Below are 16,257 nucleotides of genomic sequence, written 5' to 3'. Positions count from 1 at the left end.
CGGGCCTACTCTGGACAGGTTCGCATCTGGCGTGCCAGAGAACGCTGCCTCCGAAGGCTCGTCTCGGGTGACGCCCGGTCGCATTGCACGACCCGGTGCAATCGTGTCTGCGTCTGCCCTGCGTGCTTCTTTCGAGCGCCTCTAATTGTCGGCGAACGGAAGCGGCGCGTCCTGAACCTGCGCGTCGCCCATCCGGCGCCATCCTGTCCGGAGTGTCCATCTTGGCGAACACCCCTCCCGTACCGGGTCCCGACGGATCCCGCCGCGACTTCCTGTTCCTGGCGACCGGGGCGGGCCTCGCCGTCGGTGCCGGCGCGCTGGTCTGGCCCTTCGTGGCCTCGATGGCGCCCGACGCAGAGGTGATCGCGGCCGGTGCCCCTCTCGAGGTGGACCTCACGCCGATCCAGGACGGCCAGATCGTCAACGTGTTCTGGCGCGGCAAGCTGATCTTCGTCCGGAGCCGTTCCGAGAAGGAGATCAAGGAGGCCGAGGCCGTGAAGATGAGCGAGCTCATCGACCCGCAGGCCGATTCCGCCCGCGTCAAGGAGGGCCATGCCAAGTGGCTCGTGGTCTACGGCAACTGCACCCATCTCGGCTGCGTCCCGATCGGTCACCAGGGTCAGTACGAAGGCTGGTCCTGCCCCTGCCACGGTTCGCTCTACGACACGTCCGGCCGCGTTCGCCGCGGGCCGGCGCCGACCAATCTTCCGATCCCCCCCTATGCCTTCCTGACGGACGCCAAGATCCGGATCGGCGAAGAAGCCGGCAAGGCCGTCGCCTGACGTGAGACCGTCGCCCGAGGGCGGCGAGGGAGGACGTCCGGCGCGCCACGACAGGCGACGGATGCAGCGAAACAGACTTTGAAGCGGGTAGCCTCATGAGCGGTCACGCCACCTACGTCCCCAAGAGTCGGATCGCCAAGTGGTTCGAATCGCGGCTGCCCATCGTCGGGCTGGTCCATTCGTCGTTCATCGCCTTCCCGGTCCCGCGAAACCTGAACTATTTCTGGACCTTCGGCGCCATCCTCATGGCCATGCTGGTGTCGCAGATCGTCACCGGCATCTGGCTGGCGATGCATTACGACCCCTCCGCCGGCAACGCCTTCAACTCCGTCGAGCACATCATGCGCGACGTGAATTACGGCTGGCTGCTGCGCTACATGCACGCCAACGGCGCCTCGATGTTCTTCGTGGCGGTCTACGTGCACATCTTCCGCGCGCTCTATTACGGGTCGTACAAAGCCCCGCGCGAAGTGCTCTATATCCTCGGCGTGATCATCTACCTGCTGATGATGGCCACCGCCTTCCTCGGCTACACCCTGCCGTGGGGCCAGATGAGCTTCTGGGGCGCCACCGTCATCACCAACATCCTCGCCGCGATCCCGATCGTCGGCGACACCATCCAGAGCCTGCTCTGGGGCGGCTATTCCGTCGGCAACCCGACGATCAACCGCTTCTTCTCGCTCCACTACCTGCTGCCCTTCATGATCCTCGGCGTCGTCGTGCTCCACGTCTGGGCCCTTCACGTGACCGGGCAGAACAACCCGACCGGCATCCCGATCAAGACCGGCAAGGACGCGGTGCCGTTCACGCCCTACGCGACGGTCAAGGACGTGTTCGCCGTCGTCGTGTTCTTCGTCTTCTTCGCCTACTGGATCTTCTACCAGCCGAACTACCTCGGCCACGCGGACAACTACGTTCCCGCCAACGCCTCGGTGACACCCGCGCATATCGTGCCGGAATGGTACTTCCTGCCGTTCTACGCGATCCTCCGCGCGGTTCCGGACAAGCTCGGCGGCGTCATCCTGATGTTCAGCGCCGTGATCATCCTCGCCTTCGCGCCCTGGCTCGACACCTCGCGGGTGCGCTCGGCGAATTACCGCCCGATCTACCGCCAGTTCTTCTGGCTGTTCGTGGCCGTGTGCGTCGTGCTCGGCTGGCTCGGCGCCAAGCCGCCGGAGGGCGGCTACGTCCTCGCCTCGCGGATCTGCACCGCCTACTACTTCGCGCATTTCCTCATCGTGATGCCGCTGGTGGGCCTGTTCGAGACACCGAAGGCGTTGCCGGGATCGATCCTGGAGAGCGTGACAGGGCCTCATCCGCAATATGGCGGCTCGGGCATGCCAGCCGGCGCGGCCGCCGCGCCATCGTCGAAGGGTTGAGGTGCGGATCGTGAACAGCATGAACACATCGCGCATCATCGCCTCCACTCTGCTCGCGACGCTTCTCGGCTCGGCTTCGGTCAGCGCCGAGGATGGGCACTCGACGCCGAACCCGCCCCGCGAAAAGTGGAGCTTCGCCGGAATCTTCGGCAAGTTCGACGAGGCCCAGCTCCAGCGCGGCTTCCAGATCTATCGCGAGGTCTGCTCGAACTGCCACAGCATGAACCTGGTGAAGTTCCGCAACCTCGCCGAGAAGGGCGGGCCGGGCTTCTCGGCACCTCAGGTCAAGGCCCTGGCCGCCGAGTACAAGGTCAAGGACGGCCCGAACGATTCCGGCGACATGTTCGAGCGGCCCGGTCGCCCGGCCGACGCCTTCCCGGCGCCCTTCCCGAACGAGAAGGCCGCCGCCGCCGCCAATGGCGGCAAGGCTCCGCCCGATTTCTCGGTGCTGGCCAAGGCCCGCACCTATGAGCGCGGCTTCCCGAACTTCGTCTTCGATGCGATGCCCTTCATCGGCTATTCTGAGCAGGGCGTGGACTACATCCACGCGGTGCTCAACGGCTACGAGGACGCCCCGAAGGGAATGGATGTCCCGGCGGGCACCAACTACAACAAGTACTATCCCGGCCACCTCATCGCCATGGCCAAGCCCCTGAGCGACGGTCAGGTGAGCTACGCCAAGGGCGCCGACGGCAACCCCGTCGTGCCCGAGACGGTGGAGCAATATTCCCACGACGTGGCGGCGTTCATGTTCTGGGCGGCCGAGCCGCATATGGAGGCGCGCAAGGCCCTGGGCTTCCGGGTGATCCTGTTCCTCATCATCCTGTCCGGCCTGCTCTACTACGTGAAGAAGAAGGTCTGGGCGGATGTGGGCGGCGAGGCTCACGGCCTGCAGCCGGAGCTTCACAAGACCAGTTGAGCCCATTAAAGGCGGTTCACGACGAACGGGCTCGCTGTGCGGGCCCGTTTTCGTTTCCATGGACGCGGCCCGTCAGGTGCGGCCGCGAGAATGCGACAGGAGATTCGGCATGACCGCAGCAGTGCTCGGCGTGATGGGCGGATCCGGTGTCTACGATCTGCCGGGCCTGGAAGACATCCGCGAAGAGGCGGTCGAATCCCCCTGGGGCGAGCCGTCGGATTCCCTGCGCATCGGCCGGATCGGCGAGACCAAGGTGGTGTTCCTGGCGCGCCACGGACGCGGTCACCGGCTGTCCCCCTCCGGCATCAACTACCGCGCCAATATCGACGCGATGAAGCGGGCCGGCGTCACCGACATCGTCTCGATCTCGGCCTGCGGTTCGTTCAGGAGCGAGCTCCATCCGGGCCTGTTCGTCCTCGTGGACCAGTTCGTCGACCGCACGCACGGCCGGGAATCCTCGTTCTTCGGCAATGGCTGCGTGGCGCATGTGCCGTTCGCCCACCCGGTCGGTCCCGCCCTGCAGGCCCGGATCGTCGCCGCCGCCGCGGCCGAGGATCTGCCGATCCATCGCGGCGGGACCTATGTCTGCATGGAAGGCCCGCAATTCTCGTCCTTTGCCGAGTCGCGCACCTATAAGGGCCTCGGCTATGACGTCATCGGCATGACCAACATGCCGGAGGCCAAGCTCGCCCGCGAGGCGGAAATCACCTTCGCCACCATCGCGATGGTGACGGATTTCGATTGCTGGCACCCCGGCCATGCCGATGTCGACGTGGCTTCCGTCGTCGCCGTCGCGCGCGCGAATGCCGATAAGGCGGCTCGCCTCGTTTCGCGCATCGCCCGCGACTTCCCGGCCGAGCGCGAGGAATGCCCGGCGGGCTCGCATCGCGCCCTCGATGGGGCGATCATGACGGCACCGTCGCACCGCGACCCCGCGCTGCTGGCGAAGCTCGATGCCGTGGCGGGCCGCGTCCTCGGCGCCTGATTGCGGGCGCGCATTCGCGAGCGGGGCCTTTCCAGCGAAAGGCTTTTGCCTCTAGAGCATCATTCTCGCTATCCGAACTCGGTCCTCGTGCCGGGTTTCAGTGGCATCGGCTCGAAAAGTGGCGTTCACCTGATCGAGCCGGCGCGCGAGGCAACGGCTTTCCACGGGTCCTTCGAACCATGAGCGAACCATCAGCGATGCGCTCCGCGAGCATCAGCCGCCGCACGGCGGAGACCGACGTCACCGTGTCCCTCGGCCTCGACGGGACCGGCAAGGCCACGATCTCCACAGGAGTCGGCTTCTTCGATCACATGCTGGAGCTCTTCGCCCGGCACGGTCTGTTCGACGTGGAGGCCGACGTGACCGGCGATCTCCATGTCGATCATCACCACACCGTCGAGGATACCGGCATCGCCCTCGGCCAGGCTTTCGCCAAGGCGCTCGGCGACAAGCGCGGGATCGCCCGCTACGCCGATATCCACATGCCGATGGACGAGGCGCTGACGCGGGTCTCGATCGACATTTCCGGTCGTCCGTTCCTGGTCTTCCGCACCACGTTCAAGGCGGAGAAGATCGGCCAGTTCGACACCGAACTGGTACGTGAGTGGTTTCAGGCCTTCGCGATGAATGCCGGCATTACGTTGCACGTCGAGACGTTGTACGGCGACAACGCACACCATATTGCAGAGAGCTGCTTCAAGGGCTTGGCCCGTGCCTTGCGGAAAGCCGTTGCGGTCGATCCGCGTGAAGACGGACGCATCCCCTCGACGAAGGGTTCGCTGTAGGGCTGTCGAGGGCGGTAAGAGGCGGAGAACGCATGCGGACCTACACGTTTCATCTGCCTTCGGACGCCATCGCGGGCGAATCGCACGGACTCGACCGGGCGATCCTGGTCCCGGACGGGTTCTCGCTGCGGGCCTTCGTCTTCGGCCCGGTCTGGTTCCTGTTCCATCGGCTCTGGCTCGCGGGACTCGGCGTGCTCGCCCTGCTCGCGGGCGCGGCTTTTGCCGGGCGCGTCCTCGGCTTGAGCACGTTCGCGGGCTTTCTCATCACCGTGCTCCTCCTCCTTCTGGTGGGAATGGAGGCGTCGAGCCTGCGCCGCTGGACCTATGCGAGGCGTGACAGGCCGGCCCGAGACGCCGTCGTCGCCCATTCCATCGAGGAGGCCGAGGTCAAGGCGGTGAACCGCTGGCTCGCCGCGCCCTCCGCGATCCGTCCCGGTCCGAGCGCCTATTCCGCCGCCGCGACGCGTCCGGCCGAATCCGCCATCGGCATGTTCCCCTTCGCCGAGCCCCGTCGTTCGTGATGTCCGAAACCGTTGCGATCATCGATTACGGGTCGGGCAACCTTCATTCGGCGGCCAAGGCTTTCGAGCGCGCCGGCAAGGAAGCCGGCTTGAGCACCACCCGCATCGTCGTCACCAGCGATCCGGACGTGGTCGCGAGCGCCGACCGCGTCGTGCTGCCCGGCGTTGGTGCCTATGCCGATTGCCGCCAGGGCCTCGATTCCGTCGCCGGCATGGTCGAGGCGATGACCCACGCGGCGCATGGGCGAGGCCGTCCCTTCCTCGGCATCTGCGTCGGCATGCAGCTCCTGGCCAGCCGCGGCCTCGAATACGAGACCACGCCCGGTCTCGGCTGGATCGCCGGCGATGTCGGTCCGATCCGGCCATCGGACCCGCACCTCAAAGTCCCGCATATGGGATGGAACACCCTGCGGCCGGAGCGTGAGCATGCCCTTCTCGACGGCATTCCCACCGGCGAGACTGGGCTTCACGCCTATTTCGTGCACAGTTTTGCCCTCGCCCCGGTGAACCGGGAGGATGTCGTCGCCGAGAGCGACTATGGCGGCCCGGTCACGGCCTTCGTGGCTCGGGACAATGTCGCCGGCACCCAGTTCCACCCCGAGAAGAGTCAGCATCTCGGTCTGGCGCTGATCGCGAACTTCCTGCGTTGGCGCCCGTAGCGCGACCGACCCGCTCATCGATATTCAGAAGGCGACACCCACCGTGATCCTGTTTCCGGCGATCGATCTGAAGGAAGGGCGTTGCGTTCGCCTCGTCCAGGGCGACATGGCCCAGGCCATCGTGTTCAGCGACGACCCGGCCGCTCAGGCCGGCGTCTTCGAGGAGCAGGGCTTCTCCTGGCTTCACGTGGTCGATCTCGACGGTGCCTTCGCCGGCGCGCCGATGAACGCCTCCGCCGTCGACGCCATCCTCGATCGCACCAACCTTCCGGTTCAGCTCGGTGGCGGCATCCGCGAGATGCGGACGGTCGAGGGCTGGATCGAGAAGGGCGTCAGCCGGGTCATCATCGGCACGGCCGCCGTGCGCGACCCCGCTTTCGTGCGCGAAGCAGCGCGGCTATTCCCCGGCAAGATCGCCGTCGGGATCGATGCCAAGGACGGCCGGGTGGCGGTGGAAGGCTGGGCGAAGACGTCGAGCACGACGGCCGAGGAACTCGGGCGCCGGTTCGAGGATGCCGGCGTCGCGGCGATCATCTACACCGACATCGCCCGCGACGGCATTCTCAAGGGCCTCAACATCGAGATGACCCTCGGCCTCGCCGAGGCTGTCACCATCCCGGTGATCGCCTCGGGCGGTCTGGCCTCGATCGAGGACGTTCATCGCCTGCTCGAGCCCGATTGCGCGATGCTGGCCGGCGCCATTACCGGCCGCGCGCTCTATGACGGACGCATCGACCCGCGCGAGGCGCTCGCCGCCATCGCCCGCAAGGCGGCAGCCTAGGAATTTCCCTTCGACGCCGTTGGGCGAGATAAAAAAAGCCGCGCGCCCCATGGGCAGCGCGGCTTTTTTTCATGGCCCGCGTGGAGCGGGTCGTACCGGACTTCCATGAGCCTGATCTTTGAACCAGGCTCATGGAGTCTTGGTGTTACAGGCCGTTCCGGGCTCCCGGCACGACGCTGGTGCCGGAGCCGCTGCCGAAGGGCTCGTACTTGGTCAGGCCGCGGAAGAGCTGGCCGAGGAAGGCGCGGTCGGCGCCGCTGGTCGGCGTCGTGCGCTCGATGAAGTCGAACACCTTGCCGTCCTGCAGCCCGTAGAGAGCCACGCGCTCGACCTTGAAACCGCCGTTGAAATAGATCGTGGTGACCTTCTGGTCTTCCACCCGCTCACCGAGGAACAGCACCGTGCGGCGCGAATTCTGGGTGATGTAATACCAGGTCTTGTTGCCGACCGTGGACACGGTGGAGGGCGTGCCGAGGATCTGAAGGACCTGCTCGGCACTCATGCCCGGCTTCACCGTGGCGAGTGCGGCCTGGTCGATCTGGTATCCGTGGCGGAGGTCCTCACCGATACAGCCGGAGATTCCCACGCCGACGAGGCCGATGACGGCAAGACGGCTGATCGACGAGACGAAACGGCGCGACATCAGCCACCCTTGATCCGTTGAGACAACACGACGCTTGAACTTGATACCCTGGCGCCGATCCCCACCTTGACGTTCCGGTGGAGCTTGCGCCGTGGCCGCCGGTTGCCGTACCGCGGGGTTATGGTTTTGACAAGGCAAGCTCGGCCACACCTCTCACGCACCCGGTGGACGGCATGATCGGGCGTTTCTTTCGGCGCAGCTCCGCCCGCGCCAGCATCGTCGAGGCTTTGCACCTGCGGATCAACGAGGCTTCGCGGGCGCCCGGCCTCTATACGCATCTCAACGTCCCCGACACCGTCGAGGGCCGTTTCGAGTGTTTGAGCCTGCACGTGATCCTGGTCCTGCGCCGGATGAACCAGCTTCCGCCGCCGGCGGCGGACATCGCCCAGGATCTGATCAATGCGGTCTTCCTCCAGCTCGATGCCTCGCTTCGCGAACTCGGCGTCGGCGATTTCGGCGTGCCCAAACGCATGAAGAAATTGGGAGCGGCCTTCTATGGGCGGGCTGCCGGCTATGACGGAGCCCTCGATGCGAGGGACGAGGATGGCTTGAAGGCGGCCCTGGCGCGCAACGTCATCGGGACGGAAACGCCGGAGACGGGCGCCGGCCTCGCGCGCTACGTCCTCGCGAGCGTCGAGATGCTCAACGCCTGCGACCTCGACACCCTCGTCTCGCGCGGGCCGGGCTTTCCCTCCCCCCTGAATGACATTCGATCGGAAGGCATCTGACATGACGGCAAAGTCGACGGCCGGGCCCTTGTCGCGGCCATTCCGGGTCGACCGGCTGCCCAGGGACAGGGCGGGAATCGTCATCGACGCAACGCCGGAGGAAGAGACGGCGCTCGCGGCGGACTTCCGCATCCCCGCCATCCGCGACCTCGTCGGCAGGCTGCAATGGAGCGGAACGCCCGCGCGGCTCGTCATCACCGGAACGGTCACGGCCGTCGTCACCCAGGTCTGCACGATCAGCCTCGAGCCGTTCGAGGCGGAGGTGTCCGAGCCCGTCGAGATCGTATTCAGCGATCGCGAACCGAAGAAGGACGTCGTCGACGAGGAAGCCGATACCCCGGATTCGATCGTCAACGGCACGATCGATCTCGGACAGGTTACCGCGGAATTCCTGGCGCTCGGCCTGGACCCCTATCCGCGCAAGCCCGGCATCGACTTCGAGCCGGTCACGCAAGAGCAGGAATCTCCGCTCGCCATCCTCAAGACCCTGAAGCGCGACGGCGACTGAGCCTCGGCCCGATCCCCGGCCAATGCCCTCGATGTCGCGGGGCCGAGGGCCGGGGTCGCGACACCGATTCCGGAAAAGCTGAGATTTCGTTTGCCCGTTGGGCGCGAACCGCTATTTTCCGCCGCGCCGAGGAAGGGCCCCGTCGATATGGGCCCATCCCTCTCGTCCTTCCCTTCGCGCCTCCATTCGCGCCGAAGGGTGTCCCATCGGCTCTTCGGAAAGAAGAGTCTGTCCGTCCTGAAAGAGGCCTCCGGCCGAACCGCATGTCCCAAAGAGTGTGCATCTCGCTCGACGCCATGGGCGGCGATCACGGTCCCTCGACCGTGGTGCCCGGCGCCGCCATCGCACGCGAGCGCCATCCCGAAATGACGTTCCTCATGTTCGGGGACGAGGCGATCCTCACGCCCCTGGTCGCGGCCGAGCCGCGCCTGAAGGGCGCCGTCGAGATCCGTCACACGACCGTGGCGATCTCCATGGACGAGAAGCCGAGCCAGGCCGTCCGCTCGGGCCGTGGCAAATCCTCGATGTGGCGGGCGATCCAGGCGGTGAAGGACGGCGAGGCCGATGCGGCCGTCTCGGCCGGCAATACCGGCGCGCTCATGGCGATGTCGAAGATCTGTCTGAAGACGCTGGCCGGCATCGAGCGCCCGGCCATCGCGTGCCTGTGGCCGACCGTGCGCGGCGAGAGCGTCGTGCTCGATGTCGGTGCCACGATCGGCACCGATGCGGAGCATCTCGTCGAGATGGCCCTGATGGGCGCCGCCATGGCCCGGATCGTGTTCGACCTCGACAAGCCGACGGTGGGCCTGCTCAATGTCGGCACCGAGGAGATGAAGGGCAACGAGGCGGTGAAGGAAGCCGCGCGGCGCCTGCGCGAGACCGAATTGCCGAACCTCACCTATCACGGCTTCGTCGAGGGCAACGACCTCGGCAAGGGCACCGTCGACGTGGTGGTCACCGAAGGCTTCACCGGCAACATCGCCCTGAAGACCGCGGAAGGCACCGCCAAGCAGATCGGCAGCTACCTGCGCGCGGCCATGAGCCGGACCCTGTCGGCGAAGATCGGCTATTTCTTCGCCCGTCAGGCCTTCAAGGCCCTGCGCGACAAGATGAACCCCAGCCGGGCCAATGGCGGCGTCTTCCTCGGTCTCGAGGGCATCGTTATCAAGAGCCATGGCTCCGAAGACGCCCATGGCTTTGCAGCGGCCGTCGATCTCGCGCACGATATGGCGCGGCACGACCTGATGCGGACCATTCGCGACATGCTCGAACTCACGCCCATGGCCGCCTCCGCATGAGGTGGTCGATGCGGGATCGGATCTGACATGGCGGTTACACGCTCCGTAGTGGTGGGGACGGGCTCGGCCCTGCCCGCCCGCCTCGTGACCAACGAAGAGCTGGCGAAGACCGTCGACACCTCCGACGAGTGGATCGTTCAGCGCACGGGCATCCGCCAGCGCTACCTCGCGGATGCCGGCGAGACCACGTCGACGCTGGGGATCAAGGCGGCCGCGGCGGCCCTGGAGGATGCGGGGCTCGGCCCGGACGACATCGACCTCGTCATCTGCGCGACTTCCACGCCGGACCACACCTTCCCCTCGGTGGCGACCCAGATCCAAGCCGGACTCGGCATCCGGTCGGGCTTCGCCTTCGATATCCAGGCGGTCTGCGCCGGCTTCGTCTACGGTGTCGCCACCGCCGACAAATTCCTGACGAGCGGTAGCGTGCGCCGCGCCCTCGTGGTCGGCGCCGAGACGTTCTCGCGCATCCTCGACTGGGAAGACCGCACGACTTGCGTCCTGTTCGGCGACGGCGCCGGCGCGATCGTGCTCGAAGCCCAGGACGGCGAGGGGACGAGCGACGATCGCGGCGTCCTCACCAGCCATCTGCGCTCGGACGGAAAACACCGCGACAAGCTCTATGTCGATGGCGGCCCCGGCTCCACAGGGACGACGGGCTACCTGCGCATGGAGGGCAAGGAGGTCTTCCGTTTCGCGGTAGGCTCGGTGACGGATGTCATCGCCGACGCTTTCGCGGCTACGGGGACCAGCGCAGGCGACCTCACCTGGTTCGTGCCGCACCAGGCGAACCGGCGCATCATCGAGGCCTCGGCGGACAAGCTCGGCATCGACCGGAGCAAGGTCGTCCTCACCGTCGACCGGCACGGCAACACCTCCGCGGCCTCCATCCCGCTCGCCCTCGACACCGCCCGCAAGGACGGTCGAATCAAGCGCCGCGACCTCGTCATGATCGAGGCCATCGGCGGCGGCTTCACCTGGGGCGCCGCGCTCATCCGCTGGTGAGCCTGCGACGTCACCGTCGCGGCGCGGCCAAGGTTCGCGGCCAACGTCGGTTGACCGCGGAGCAAACGCAGATTAGCGTGCGCAATCATACAGATACGCCAGAAAATACGAATCGCTTGGGGAATGACGCATGGCAGGGAAGACGGTGACGCGCGCCGATCTGAGCGAGGCCGTGTATCAGCAGGTCGGGTTGTCGCGGACCGAATCCGCGGCGCTGGTCGAGACCGTGTTGTCGGAAATCTGCACCTGCCTCGCCTCGGGTGAAACGGTGAAGCTCTCGTCGTTCGGGTCCTTCGTCGTGCGCGGCAAGGGCCGTCGCGTCGGTCGCAACCCCAAGACCGGTGTCGAAGTGGCCATCGAGCCGCGTCAGGTCATGGTGTTCAAGCCGTCGAACGTGCTCAAGTCCCGGATCAACGGCGTGAACGGCGTCGCGGAACAAGACGACGATTGAGGCTATCGATGTCGCTGGCAGCGAAGGTTCCGACCGACACGGCCCCCGGCGGGGATGGCCTCTTCGCGCGGAGCGTCCCGGGTCTGATGGAAAGTCGCGACACTGGCGAGAAGCGACCCGGCGCCTTCCGGACGATCAGCGAAGTGGCCGACGAGATCGACGTGCCGCAGCACGTCCTTCGCTTCTGGGAGACCAAGTTCGTCCAGATCAGGCCCGTGAAACGCGCGGGTGGGCGACGCTATTACCGCCCCGAGGATGTCGACCTGATCAAGGGCATCCGGCGCCTGCTCCACGACCAGGGCTACACCATCCGGGGCGCGCAGCGCGTCCTCAAGGAGAACGGCATCCGATTCGTCCAGTCGGTGGGACGCGGCGAGGCCGAGGTGGCGGCGCCGACCTCGCGGGATCTCGAGGCCGGGGAGGCGGAATCCGACGACGAGGCCGCGCCCGTCTTTGCCGGCGATGAGCGTCGAGACGCGGACCGGCAGGTGCTGCTGGCCGTCCTGGACGATCTCCATGCCTGCCGCGATGCCCTGAACCTGCTGCGTGATCCGCCGGACGTGGCTTAAGGGTCCTACCCCGCAAAGCCTCGGCGATCGAACGAAAGCCGTTGCCGCCCTCGACGGCGGGCTCCGCCCTTCCCACATGCATCGGGCCAAGGCAGCCACGAGCACGTCAGCCCACAAGGTCGCCAGGCATCACCGGAGACCTCCCGATGTACGCCGTCAAATCGAACGCCCTTCTCGCAGCCGGCCTGATTCTCGGCCTCGCTGGCGTCCCGGCCCTGGCCCAGGAGACGGCGAACCGCTCCGAAACCGCCGCCCCCGGCAAGAGCGTCCGCATCCTCATCGCCTCGAACCTGAAGGACGATTGCAAGCCGGGCTCCATGCCGGAGATCCGCATCAGCACGTCGCCCAAGAACGGATCGCTCATCACCAAGACCGGCAGCGTCACCACCCCGGCGAGCCACAAATGTCCGAACAAGAAGACCGCCGCGACGGGCGTCTTTTACCAGAGCAAGGACGGCTACACCGGATCCGACGAGGTCGTGATCGAGGTCAAGAAGGCCGACGGCAAGACCAGCACCCAGACGATCAACATCACCGTCGGCGGTGCGGCGACGAAGGGTGGCGACAGCACGAAGAAGGGCGGCACCGACCTGTGATCGGCCGCTGAATTCACCCCCACACGGAGGAGCCCGGCGGTCGCATGTCCCTCCGCCGGGCGCCTGACTGTGGCACGCTTCCCACGCCCGTTTGTTGTCGCGACCGCACTGCGACAAAACTGGGCCTGTCAGTTGCATCAAACCCGAGACAGGATGAAGCTACGTCAGTCGTGAAGGGATCGGGATGCCAATGCCATCGACGAACGACCTGTTTCAGAGCTTTGCCCGTGGTTACGAGGCGCGCCGCGACACGGAGATGAGCCTCTCCGAATTCCTTGAGGCCTGCCGCGACGAACCCCTGATGTACGCCACCGCGGCCGAGCGCATCCTCGATGCGATCGGCAAGCCGGAATTCGTCGACACCGCCAGGGACGCTCGTCTCGGCCGGGTGTTCATGAACCGGACGATCCGGGTCTACCCCGCCTTCTCCGAATTCTACGGCATGGAGGAGACGATCGAGCGGATCGTCTCGTTCTTCCGGCACGCGGCGCAGGGGTTGGAGGAGCGCAAGCAGATCCTCTACCTTCTCGGCCCCGTCGGCGGCGGCAAGTCCTCCCTGGCCGAGCGCCTCAAGGCGCTGATGGAAGTGCATCCGATCTACGTGCTGAAGGCCGGCAACGAGGTGTCTCCGGTCTTCGAGAGCCCCCTCGGATTGTTCGACCCGGAGGTGATGGGCGCGGAGATCCAGGAGCGCTACGGCATCCCCCGCCGCCGTCTCACCGGCCTGATGAGCCCCTGGGCCCTGAAGCGCCTCGACGAGTTCAACGGCGACATCTCGCAGTTCAAGGTCATCAAGGTTCGTCCCTCGCGCCTGCGCCAGATCGGCATCGCCAAGACCGAGCCGGGCGACGAGAACAACCAGGACATCTCCAGCCTCGTCGGCAAGGTCGATATCCGCAGGCTCGAGACATTGTCCCAGGCCGACCCCGATGCCTATTCCTATTCGGGCGGCCTCAACCGGGCGAACCAGGGCGTTCTCGAATTCGTCGAGATGTTCAAGGCGCCGATCAAGATGCTGCATCCCCTGCTCACCGCGACGCAGGAGGGCAATTACGTCGGCACAGAGAATATCGGCGCGATTCCCTTCACCGGGATCATTCTCGCCCACTCGAACGAATCCGAGTGGCAGACCTTCAAGACCAACAAGAACAACGAAGCCTTCATCGACCGTATCTACGTGATCAAGGTGCCGTACTGCCTGCGGGTCACCGAAGAGCAGCGGATCTACGAGAAGCTCGTCTCCGGCTCCGAACTAGCCGAGGCCGCCTGCGCGCCCGGCACGTTGGAGATGCTGGCCCGCTTCTCGGTGCTCTCGCGCCTGCGCGAGCATGCCAATTCCAACGCCTTCTCGAAGATGCGGGTGTATGACGGCGAGTCCTTGCGCGAGGTCGACCCCCGCGCCCGCTCGATGCAGGAATACAAGGATTCCGCCGGCGTCGACGAAGGCATGGACGGCATCTCGACCCGTTTCGCCTTCAAGGTCATGGCGGCGACGTTCAACCACGACACCACGGAAGTCTCTGCCGATCCCGTGCATCTCATGTACGTGCTGGAACAGGCCCTGCGCCGGGAGCAGCTGCCGCCGGAGACCGAGAAGCGCTACCTCGAATTCATCAAGACCGAACTCGCGCCGCGCTACGCCGAATTCATCGGGCACGAGATCCAGAAGGCCTATCTCGAATCCTACCACGATTACGGCCAGAACCTGTTCGACCGTTACATCGACTATGCCGATGCCTGGATCGAGGACCAGGACTTTAAGGATTCCGAGACCGGACAGCTCCTCAACCGCGAGCTCCTCAACCAGGAACTCACCAAGATCGAGAAGCCGGCCGGCATCGCCAATCCGAAGGATTTCCGCAACGAAGTGGTGAAGTTCGCCCTGCGTTCGCGGGCCCAGCACGGCGGCCGCAACCCCTCATGGACGTCCTACGAGAAGCTGCGCGAGGTGATCGAGCGGCGGATGTTCAGCCAGGTGGAGGAACTGCTGCCCGTCATCTCGTTTGGTTCGAAGAAGGATGGCGACACGGAGAAGAAGCACGGCGAGTTCGTCGATCGCATGGTGGCGCGCGGCTACACCGAGCGGCAGGTCCGCCGCCTGGTCGAGTGGTACATGAGGGTGAAGCAGGCGGGCTAGGGCATCGTCCCGGGACGTGGGAACCGGTTTTGGGACACGATGATGCCTCATCGAGGGGCTGCAGTGGCGAACCGGCCGGCGGACGCTTCCTCCCGCCGGCCCTGTTCACCGACCGGGTCTCTCGAGTGAACCTGCCGAACGAACCTGTAAGGTCTTGAGGGCGAGGACGAAGACACCGGATGCACATCGTCGACCGTCGGTTGAATCCAGGAGGCAAGAGCCTTCCGAACCGCCAGCGCTTCCTGCGCCGCGTGAAGGACATGGCTCAGCGCGCGGTGCGAGAATCCGCCCGCGAGAAAGATATCAAGGATCTCGGCAAGGATGGCCGCGTCACCGTCCCCGGCGACGGCGTCCGCGAGCCGCGCTTCAGCCGCCAATCCGGCACCGGCCTTCACGATTACATCCTGCCCGGCAACAAGACCTATGTGGAGGGCGACCGCATCGAGCGTCCACCGGGCGGCGGAGGCGGCAAAGGCTCGGGGGAGGGCGGAGAAGGCTCGGAGAACAGCGAGGACGCGTTCCACTTCGTGCTGACGCGCGACGAGTTCCTCGAACTCTTCCTCGAAGACCTCGAATTGCCCGACCTCGCCAAGCGCCGCCTCTCGATCGTCGAGACGGAAGGCCTGCGCCGCGCCGGCTACACCGTCTCCGGCTCGCCCGCCAACCTCGCGCTGACGCGCACCCTGCGCAATTCGATGTCGCGCCGCATCGCCCTGAAGCGGCCGAAGCCCGACGAGATCGCCGACCTCGAAGCCCGCATCGCCAGGTCGGACGAGGCCGATCCGCTGCTCCCGGACATGATGCTCGCCCTGGAGGCCCTGCGCGAGCGCACCCGGCGCATTCCCTATGTCGATCCGATCGACCTGCGCTACCGGCGCTTCGAGCCCTATCCGCGCCCCATCGCGCAGGCGGTGATGTTCTGCCTCATGGACGTCTCGGGTTCGATGACCGAGCACATGAAGGACCTCGCCAAGCGCTTCTACATCCTGCTGCACATCTTCCTGACCCGGCGCTACCGCCACGTGGAGATCGTCTTCATCCGCCACACCGACAAGGCGACGGAGGTGGACGAGGAAACCTTCTTCGGCTCCCGCGAGACCGGCGGGACGCTGGTCTCCTCGGCCCTCGTGGAGATGAAGCGCGTCATCACCGAGCGCTACAGCCCGGACGACTGGAACATCTACGCCGCGCAGGCCTCGGACGGGGACAACGTCTCGAGCGACGGCCCGACCTCGACCGAGCTTCTGCGGGCTCACATCCTGCCCGCCTGCCAGCACTTCGCCTATCTCGAAGTCGGCGACGAGAACGGCCCGCGCGCCGGCTTCGTCGAGCACCGCACCACCCTGTGGCGCACCTATGAAGGCCTCGCCAAATCGGGCGGCGCCATCGCCATGCGCAAGGTCAATCATCGGCGCGACATCTATCCGGTGTTCCGCGAATTGTTCGGCCGCAAGGACGCCAGGGCGGAAGCCGAAGCGTAGACCGCAGCGGCGCGCGGCTCCCTCGTCGGG

The 16,257-nt window shown here is 66.0% G+C and carries 18 protein-coding genes; 17 read left to right on the top strand and 1 reads right to left on the bottom strand.

The window, feature by feature from the left end; all coding sequences use genetic code 11:
- Positions 1 to 221 precede the first annotated feature (221 nt).
- From petA to hisA, 8 genes are all read left to right on the top strand, one after another.
- The gene (gene petA, locus A3OK_RS0111295) at positions 222 to 782 is read left to right on the top strand and encodes a ubiquinol-cytochrome c reductase iron-sulfur subunit (protein ID WP_019904974.1); all 561 of its coding nucleotides are present in this window, start codon (positions 222 to 224) and stop codon (positions 780 to 782) included.
- Between the two features lie 95 nt (positions 783 to 877).
- Positions 878 to 2,161 (top strand): cytochrome b N-terminal domain-containing protein, encoded by a 1,284-nt coding sequence (locus tag A3OK_RS0111290; RefSeq protein ID WP_019904973.1) that lies wholly within the window; start codon positions 878 to 880, stop codon positions 2,159 to 2,161.
- 19 nt (positions 2,162 to 2,180) lie between these two features.
- Positions 2,181 to 3,080, top strand: a complete 900-nt coding sequence (locus tag A3OK_RS0111285; RefSeq protein ID WP_026597155.1) for a cytochrome c1 — start codon at positions 2,181 to 2,183, stop codon at positions 3,078 to 3,080.
- A gap of 109 nt (positions 3,081 to 3,189) precedes the next feature.
- Positions 3,190 to 4,065 carry an S-methyl-5'-thioadenosine phosphorylase gene (locus A3OK_RS0111280; protein ID WP_019904971.1) on the top strand — a complete coding sequence of 292 codons (876 nt, stop codon included), beginning with the start codon at positions 3,190 to 3,192 and terminating at the stop codon, positions 4,063 to 4,065.
- 197 nt (positions 4,066 to 4,262) lie between these two features.
- Positions 4,263 to 4,850, top strand: a complete 588-nt coding sequence (gene hisB / locus A3OK_RS0111275) for an imidazoleglycerol-phosphate dehydratase HisB (RefSeq protein WP_019904970.1) — start codon at positions 4,263 to 4,265, stop codon at positions 4,848 to 4,850.
- Between the two features lie 32 nt (positions 4,851 to 4,882).
- Positions 4,883 to 5,371, top strand: a complete 489-nt coding sequence (locus A3OK_RS0111270) for a DUF2628 domain-containing protein (protein WP_019904969.1) — start codon at positions 4,883 to 4,885, stop codon at positions 5,369 to 5,371.
- Positions 5,371 to 6,030 (top strand): imidazole glycerol phosphate synthase subunit HisH, encoded by a 660-nt coding sequence (gene hisH, locus A3OK_RS0111265; protein ID WP_019904968.1) that lies wholly within the window; start codon positions 5,371 to 5,373, stop codon positions 6,028 to 6,030. The genes A3OK_RS0111270 and hisH overlap by 1 nt, the downstream gene beginning before the upstream one ends.
- A gap of 43 nt (positions 6,031 to 6,073) precedes the next feature.
- On the top strand, positions 6,074 to 6,811 hold the full coding sequence (gene hisA, locus A3OK_RS0111260; protein WP_019904967.1) for a 1-(5-phosphoribosyl)-5-[(5-phosphoribosylamino)methylideneamino]imidazole-4-carboxamide isomerase: 738 nt from the start codon (positions 6,074 to 6,076) through the stop codon (positions 6,809 to 6,811).
- Between the two features lie 145 nt (positions 6,812 to 6,956).
- On the opposite strand, the gene A3OK_RS0111255 is transcribed toward hisA, so the two are convergent.
- Positions 6,957 to 7,454: an outer membrane protein assembly factor BamE gene (locus A3OK_RS0111255; protein ID WP_019904966.1), complete on the bottom strand. Its 498-nt coding sequence runs from the start codon at positions 7,452 to 7,454 to the stop codon at positions 6,957 to 6,959.
- Between the two features lie 173 nt (positions 7,455 to 7,627).
- Here A3OK_RS0111255 and A3OK_RS0111250 point away from each other — a divergent pair, with 173 nt between their 5' ends.
- The 9 genes from A3OK_RS0111250 to A3OK_RS0111210 all read left to right on the top strand — a co-directional run bounded on the left by A3OK_RS0111250 (position 7,628) and on the right by A3OK_RS0111210 (position 16,227).
- Positions 7,628 to 8,182, top strand: coding sequence for a ubiquinol-cytochrome C chaperone family protein (locus A3OK_RS0111250; protein WP_026597153.1), 555 nt, complete (start codon positions 7,628 to 7,630; stop codon positions 8,180 to 8,182).
- Between the two features lies 1 nt (position 8,183).
- Positions 8,184 to 8,690 carry a DUF177 domain-containing protein gene (locus A3OK_RS0111245; RefSeq protein WP_019904964.1) on the top strand — a complete coding sequence of 169 codons (507 nt, stop codon included), beginning with the start codon at positions 8,184 to 8,186 and terminating at the stop codon, positions 8,688 to 8,690.
- A 263-nt stretch (positions 8,691 to 8,953) separates the two neighbouring features.
- Entirely contained in the window at positions 8,954 to 9,988 is a 1,035-nt protein-coding gene (gene plsX, locus A3OK_RS0111240; protein WP_026597152.1) for a phosphate acyltransferase PlsX, read from the top strand.
- 27 nt (positions 9,989 to 10,015) lie between these two features.
- The gene (locus A3OK_RS0111235) at positions 10,016 to 10,993 is read left to right on the top strand and encodes a beta-ketoacyl-ACP synthase III (protein ID WP_026597151.1); all 978 of its coding nucleotides are present in this window, start codon (positions 10,016 to 10,018) and stop codon (positions 10,991 to 10,993) included.
- 130 nt (positions 10,994 to 11,123) lie between these two features.
- Positions 11,124 to 11,444: an integration host factor subunit alpha gene (locus A3OK_RS0111230; RefSeq protein ID WP_018042326.1), complete on the top strand. Its 321-nt coding sequence runs from the start codon at positions 11,124 to 11,126 to the stop codon at positions 11,442 to 11,444.
- Between the two features lie 86 nt (positions 11,445 to 11,530).
- A complete protein-coding gene (locus A3OK_RS0111225) occupies positions 11,531 to 12,013 on the top strand; it encodes a MerR family transcriptional regulator (RefSeq protein ID WP_036302784.1) in 483 nt (160 codons plus the stop codon).
- 146 nt (positions 12,014 to 12,159) lie between these two features.
- On the top strand, positions 12,160 to 12,609 hold the full coding sequence (locus tag A3OK_RS0111220; protein ID WP_019904960.1) for a hypothetical protein: 450 nt from the start codon (positions 12,160 to 12,162) through the stop codon (positions 12,607 to 12,609).
- A 184-nt stretch (positions 12,610 to 12,793) separates the two neighbouring features.
- Positions 12,794 to 14,746, top strand: coding sequence for a PrkA family serine protein kinase (locus A3OK_RS0111215; RefSeq protein ID WP_026597149.1), 1,953 nt, complete (start codon positions 12,794 to 12,796; stop codon positions 14,744 to 14,746).
- 179 nt (positions 14,747 to 14,925) lie between these two features.
- Entirely contained in the window at positions 14,926 to 16,227 is a 1,302-nt protein-coding gene (locus tag A3OK_RS0111210; RefSeq protein ID WP_019904958.1) for a YeaH/YhbH family protein, read from the top strand.
- Positions 16,228 to 16,257: the final 30 nt, after the last annotated feature.

Origin of the sequence: Methylobacterium sp. 77, assembly GCF_000372825.1 — a bacterium.
Classification (GTDB): Bacteria; Pseudomonadota; Alphaproteobacteria; order Rhizobiales; family Beijerinckiaceae; genus Methylobacterium.
This window is presented reverse-complemented; position numbering and strand designations above follow the sequence as displayed.

What these genes read in the sequence shown, in the direction of transcription:
- A3OK_RS0111290 (WP_019904973.1), top strand. Translation starts at nt 878, where the DNA reads ATGAGCGGTCACGCCACCTACGTCCCCAAGAGTCGGATCGCCAAGTGG.
- A3OK_RS0111285 (WP_026597155.1), top strand. Translation starts at nt 2,181, where the DNA reads ATGAACACATCGCGCATCATCGCCTCCACTCTGCTCGCGACGCTTCTC.
- A3OK_RS0111280 (WP_019904971.1), top strand. Translation starts at nt 3,190, where the DNA reads ATGACCGCAGCAGTGCTCGGCGTGATGGGCGGATCCGGTGTCTACGAT.
- hisB (WP_019904970.1), top strand. Translation starts at nt 4,263, where the DNA reads ATGCGCTCCGCGAGCATCAGCCGCCGCACGGCGGAGACCGACGTCACC.
- A3OK_RS0111270 (WP_019904969.1), top strand. Translation starts at nt 4,883, where the DNA reads ATGCGGACCTACACGTTTCATCTGCCTTCGGACGCCATCGCGGGCGAA.
- hisH (WP_019904968.1), top strand. Translation starts at nt 5,371, where the DNA reads ATGTCCGAAACCGTTGCGATCATCGATTACGGGTCGGGCAACCTTCAT.
- A3OK_RS0111255 (WP_019904966.1), bottom strand. Translation starts at nt 7,454, where the DNA reads ATGTCGCGCCGTTTCGTCTCGTCGATCAGCCGTCTTGCCGTCATCGGC.
- A3OK_RS0111250 (WP_026597153.1), top strand. Translation starts at nt 7,628, where the DNA reads ATGATCGGGCGTTTCTTTCGGCGCAGCTCCGCCCGCGCCAGCATCGTC.
- A3OK_RS0111245 (WP_019904964.1), top strand. Translation starts at nt 8,184, where the DNA reads ATGACGGCAAAGTCGACGGCCGGGCCCTTGTCGCGGCCATTCCGGGTC.
- plsX (WP_026597152.1), top strand. Translation starts at nt 8,954, where the DNA reads ATGTCCCAAAGAGTGTGCATCTCGCTCGACGCCATGGGCGGCGATCAC.
- A3OK_RS0111235 (WP_026597151.1), top strand. Translation starts at nt 10,016, where the DNA reads ATGGCGGTTACACGCTCCGTAGTGGTGGGGACGGGCTCGGCCCTGCCC.
- A3OK_RS0111230 (WP_018042326.1), top strand. Translation starts at nt 11,124, where the DNA reads ATGGCAGGGAAGACGGTGACGCGCGCCGATCTGAGCGAGGCCGTGTAT.
- A3OK_RS0111225 (WP_036302784.1), top strand. Translation starts at nt 11,531, where the DNA reads ATGGAAAGTCGCGACACTGGCGAGAAGCGACCCGGCGCCTTCCGGACG.
- A3OK_RS0111220 (WP_019904960.1), top strand. Translation starts at nt 12,160, where the DNA reads ATGTACGCCGTCAAATCGAACGCCCTTCTCGCAGCCGGCCTGATTCTC.
- A3OK_RS0111215 (WP_026597149.1), top strand. Translation starts at nt 12,794, where the DNA reads ATGCCAATGCCATCGACGAACGACCTGTTTCAGAGCTTTGCCCGTGGT.
- A3OK_RS0111210 (WP_019904958.1), top strand. Translation starts at nt 14,926, where the DNA reads ATGCACATCGTCGACCGTCGGTTGAATCCAGGAGGCAAGAGCCTTCCG.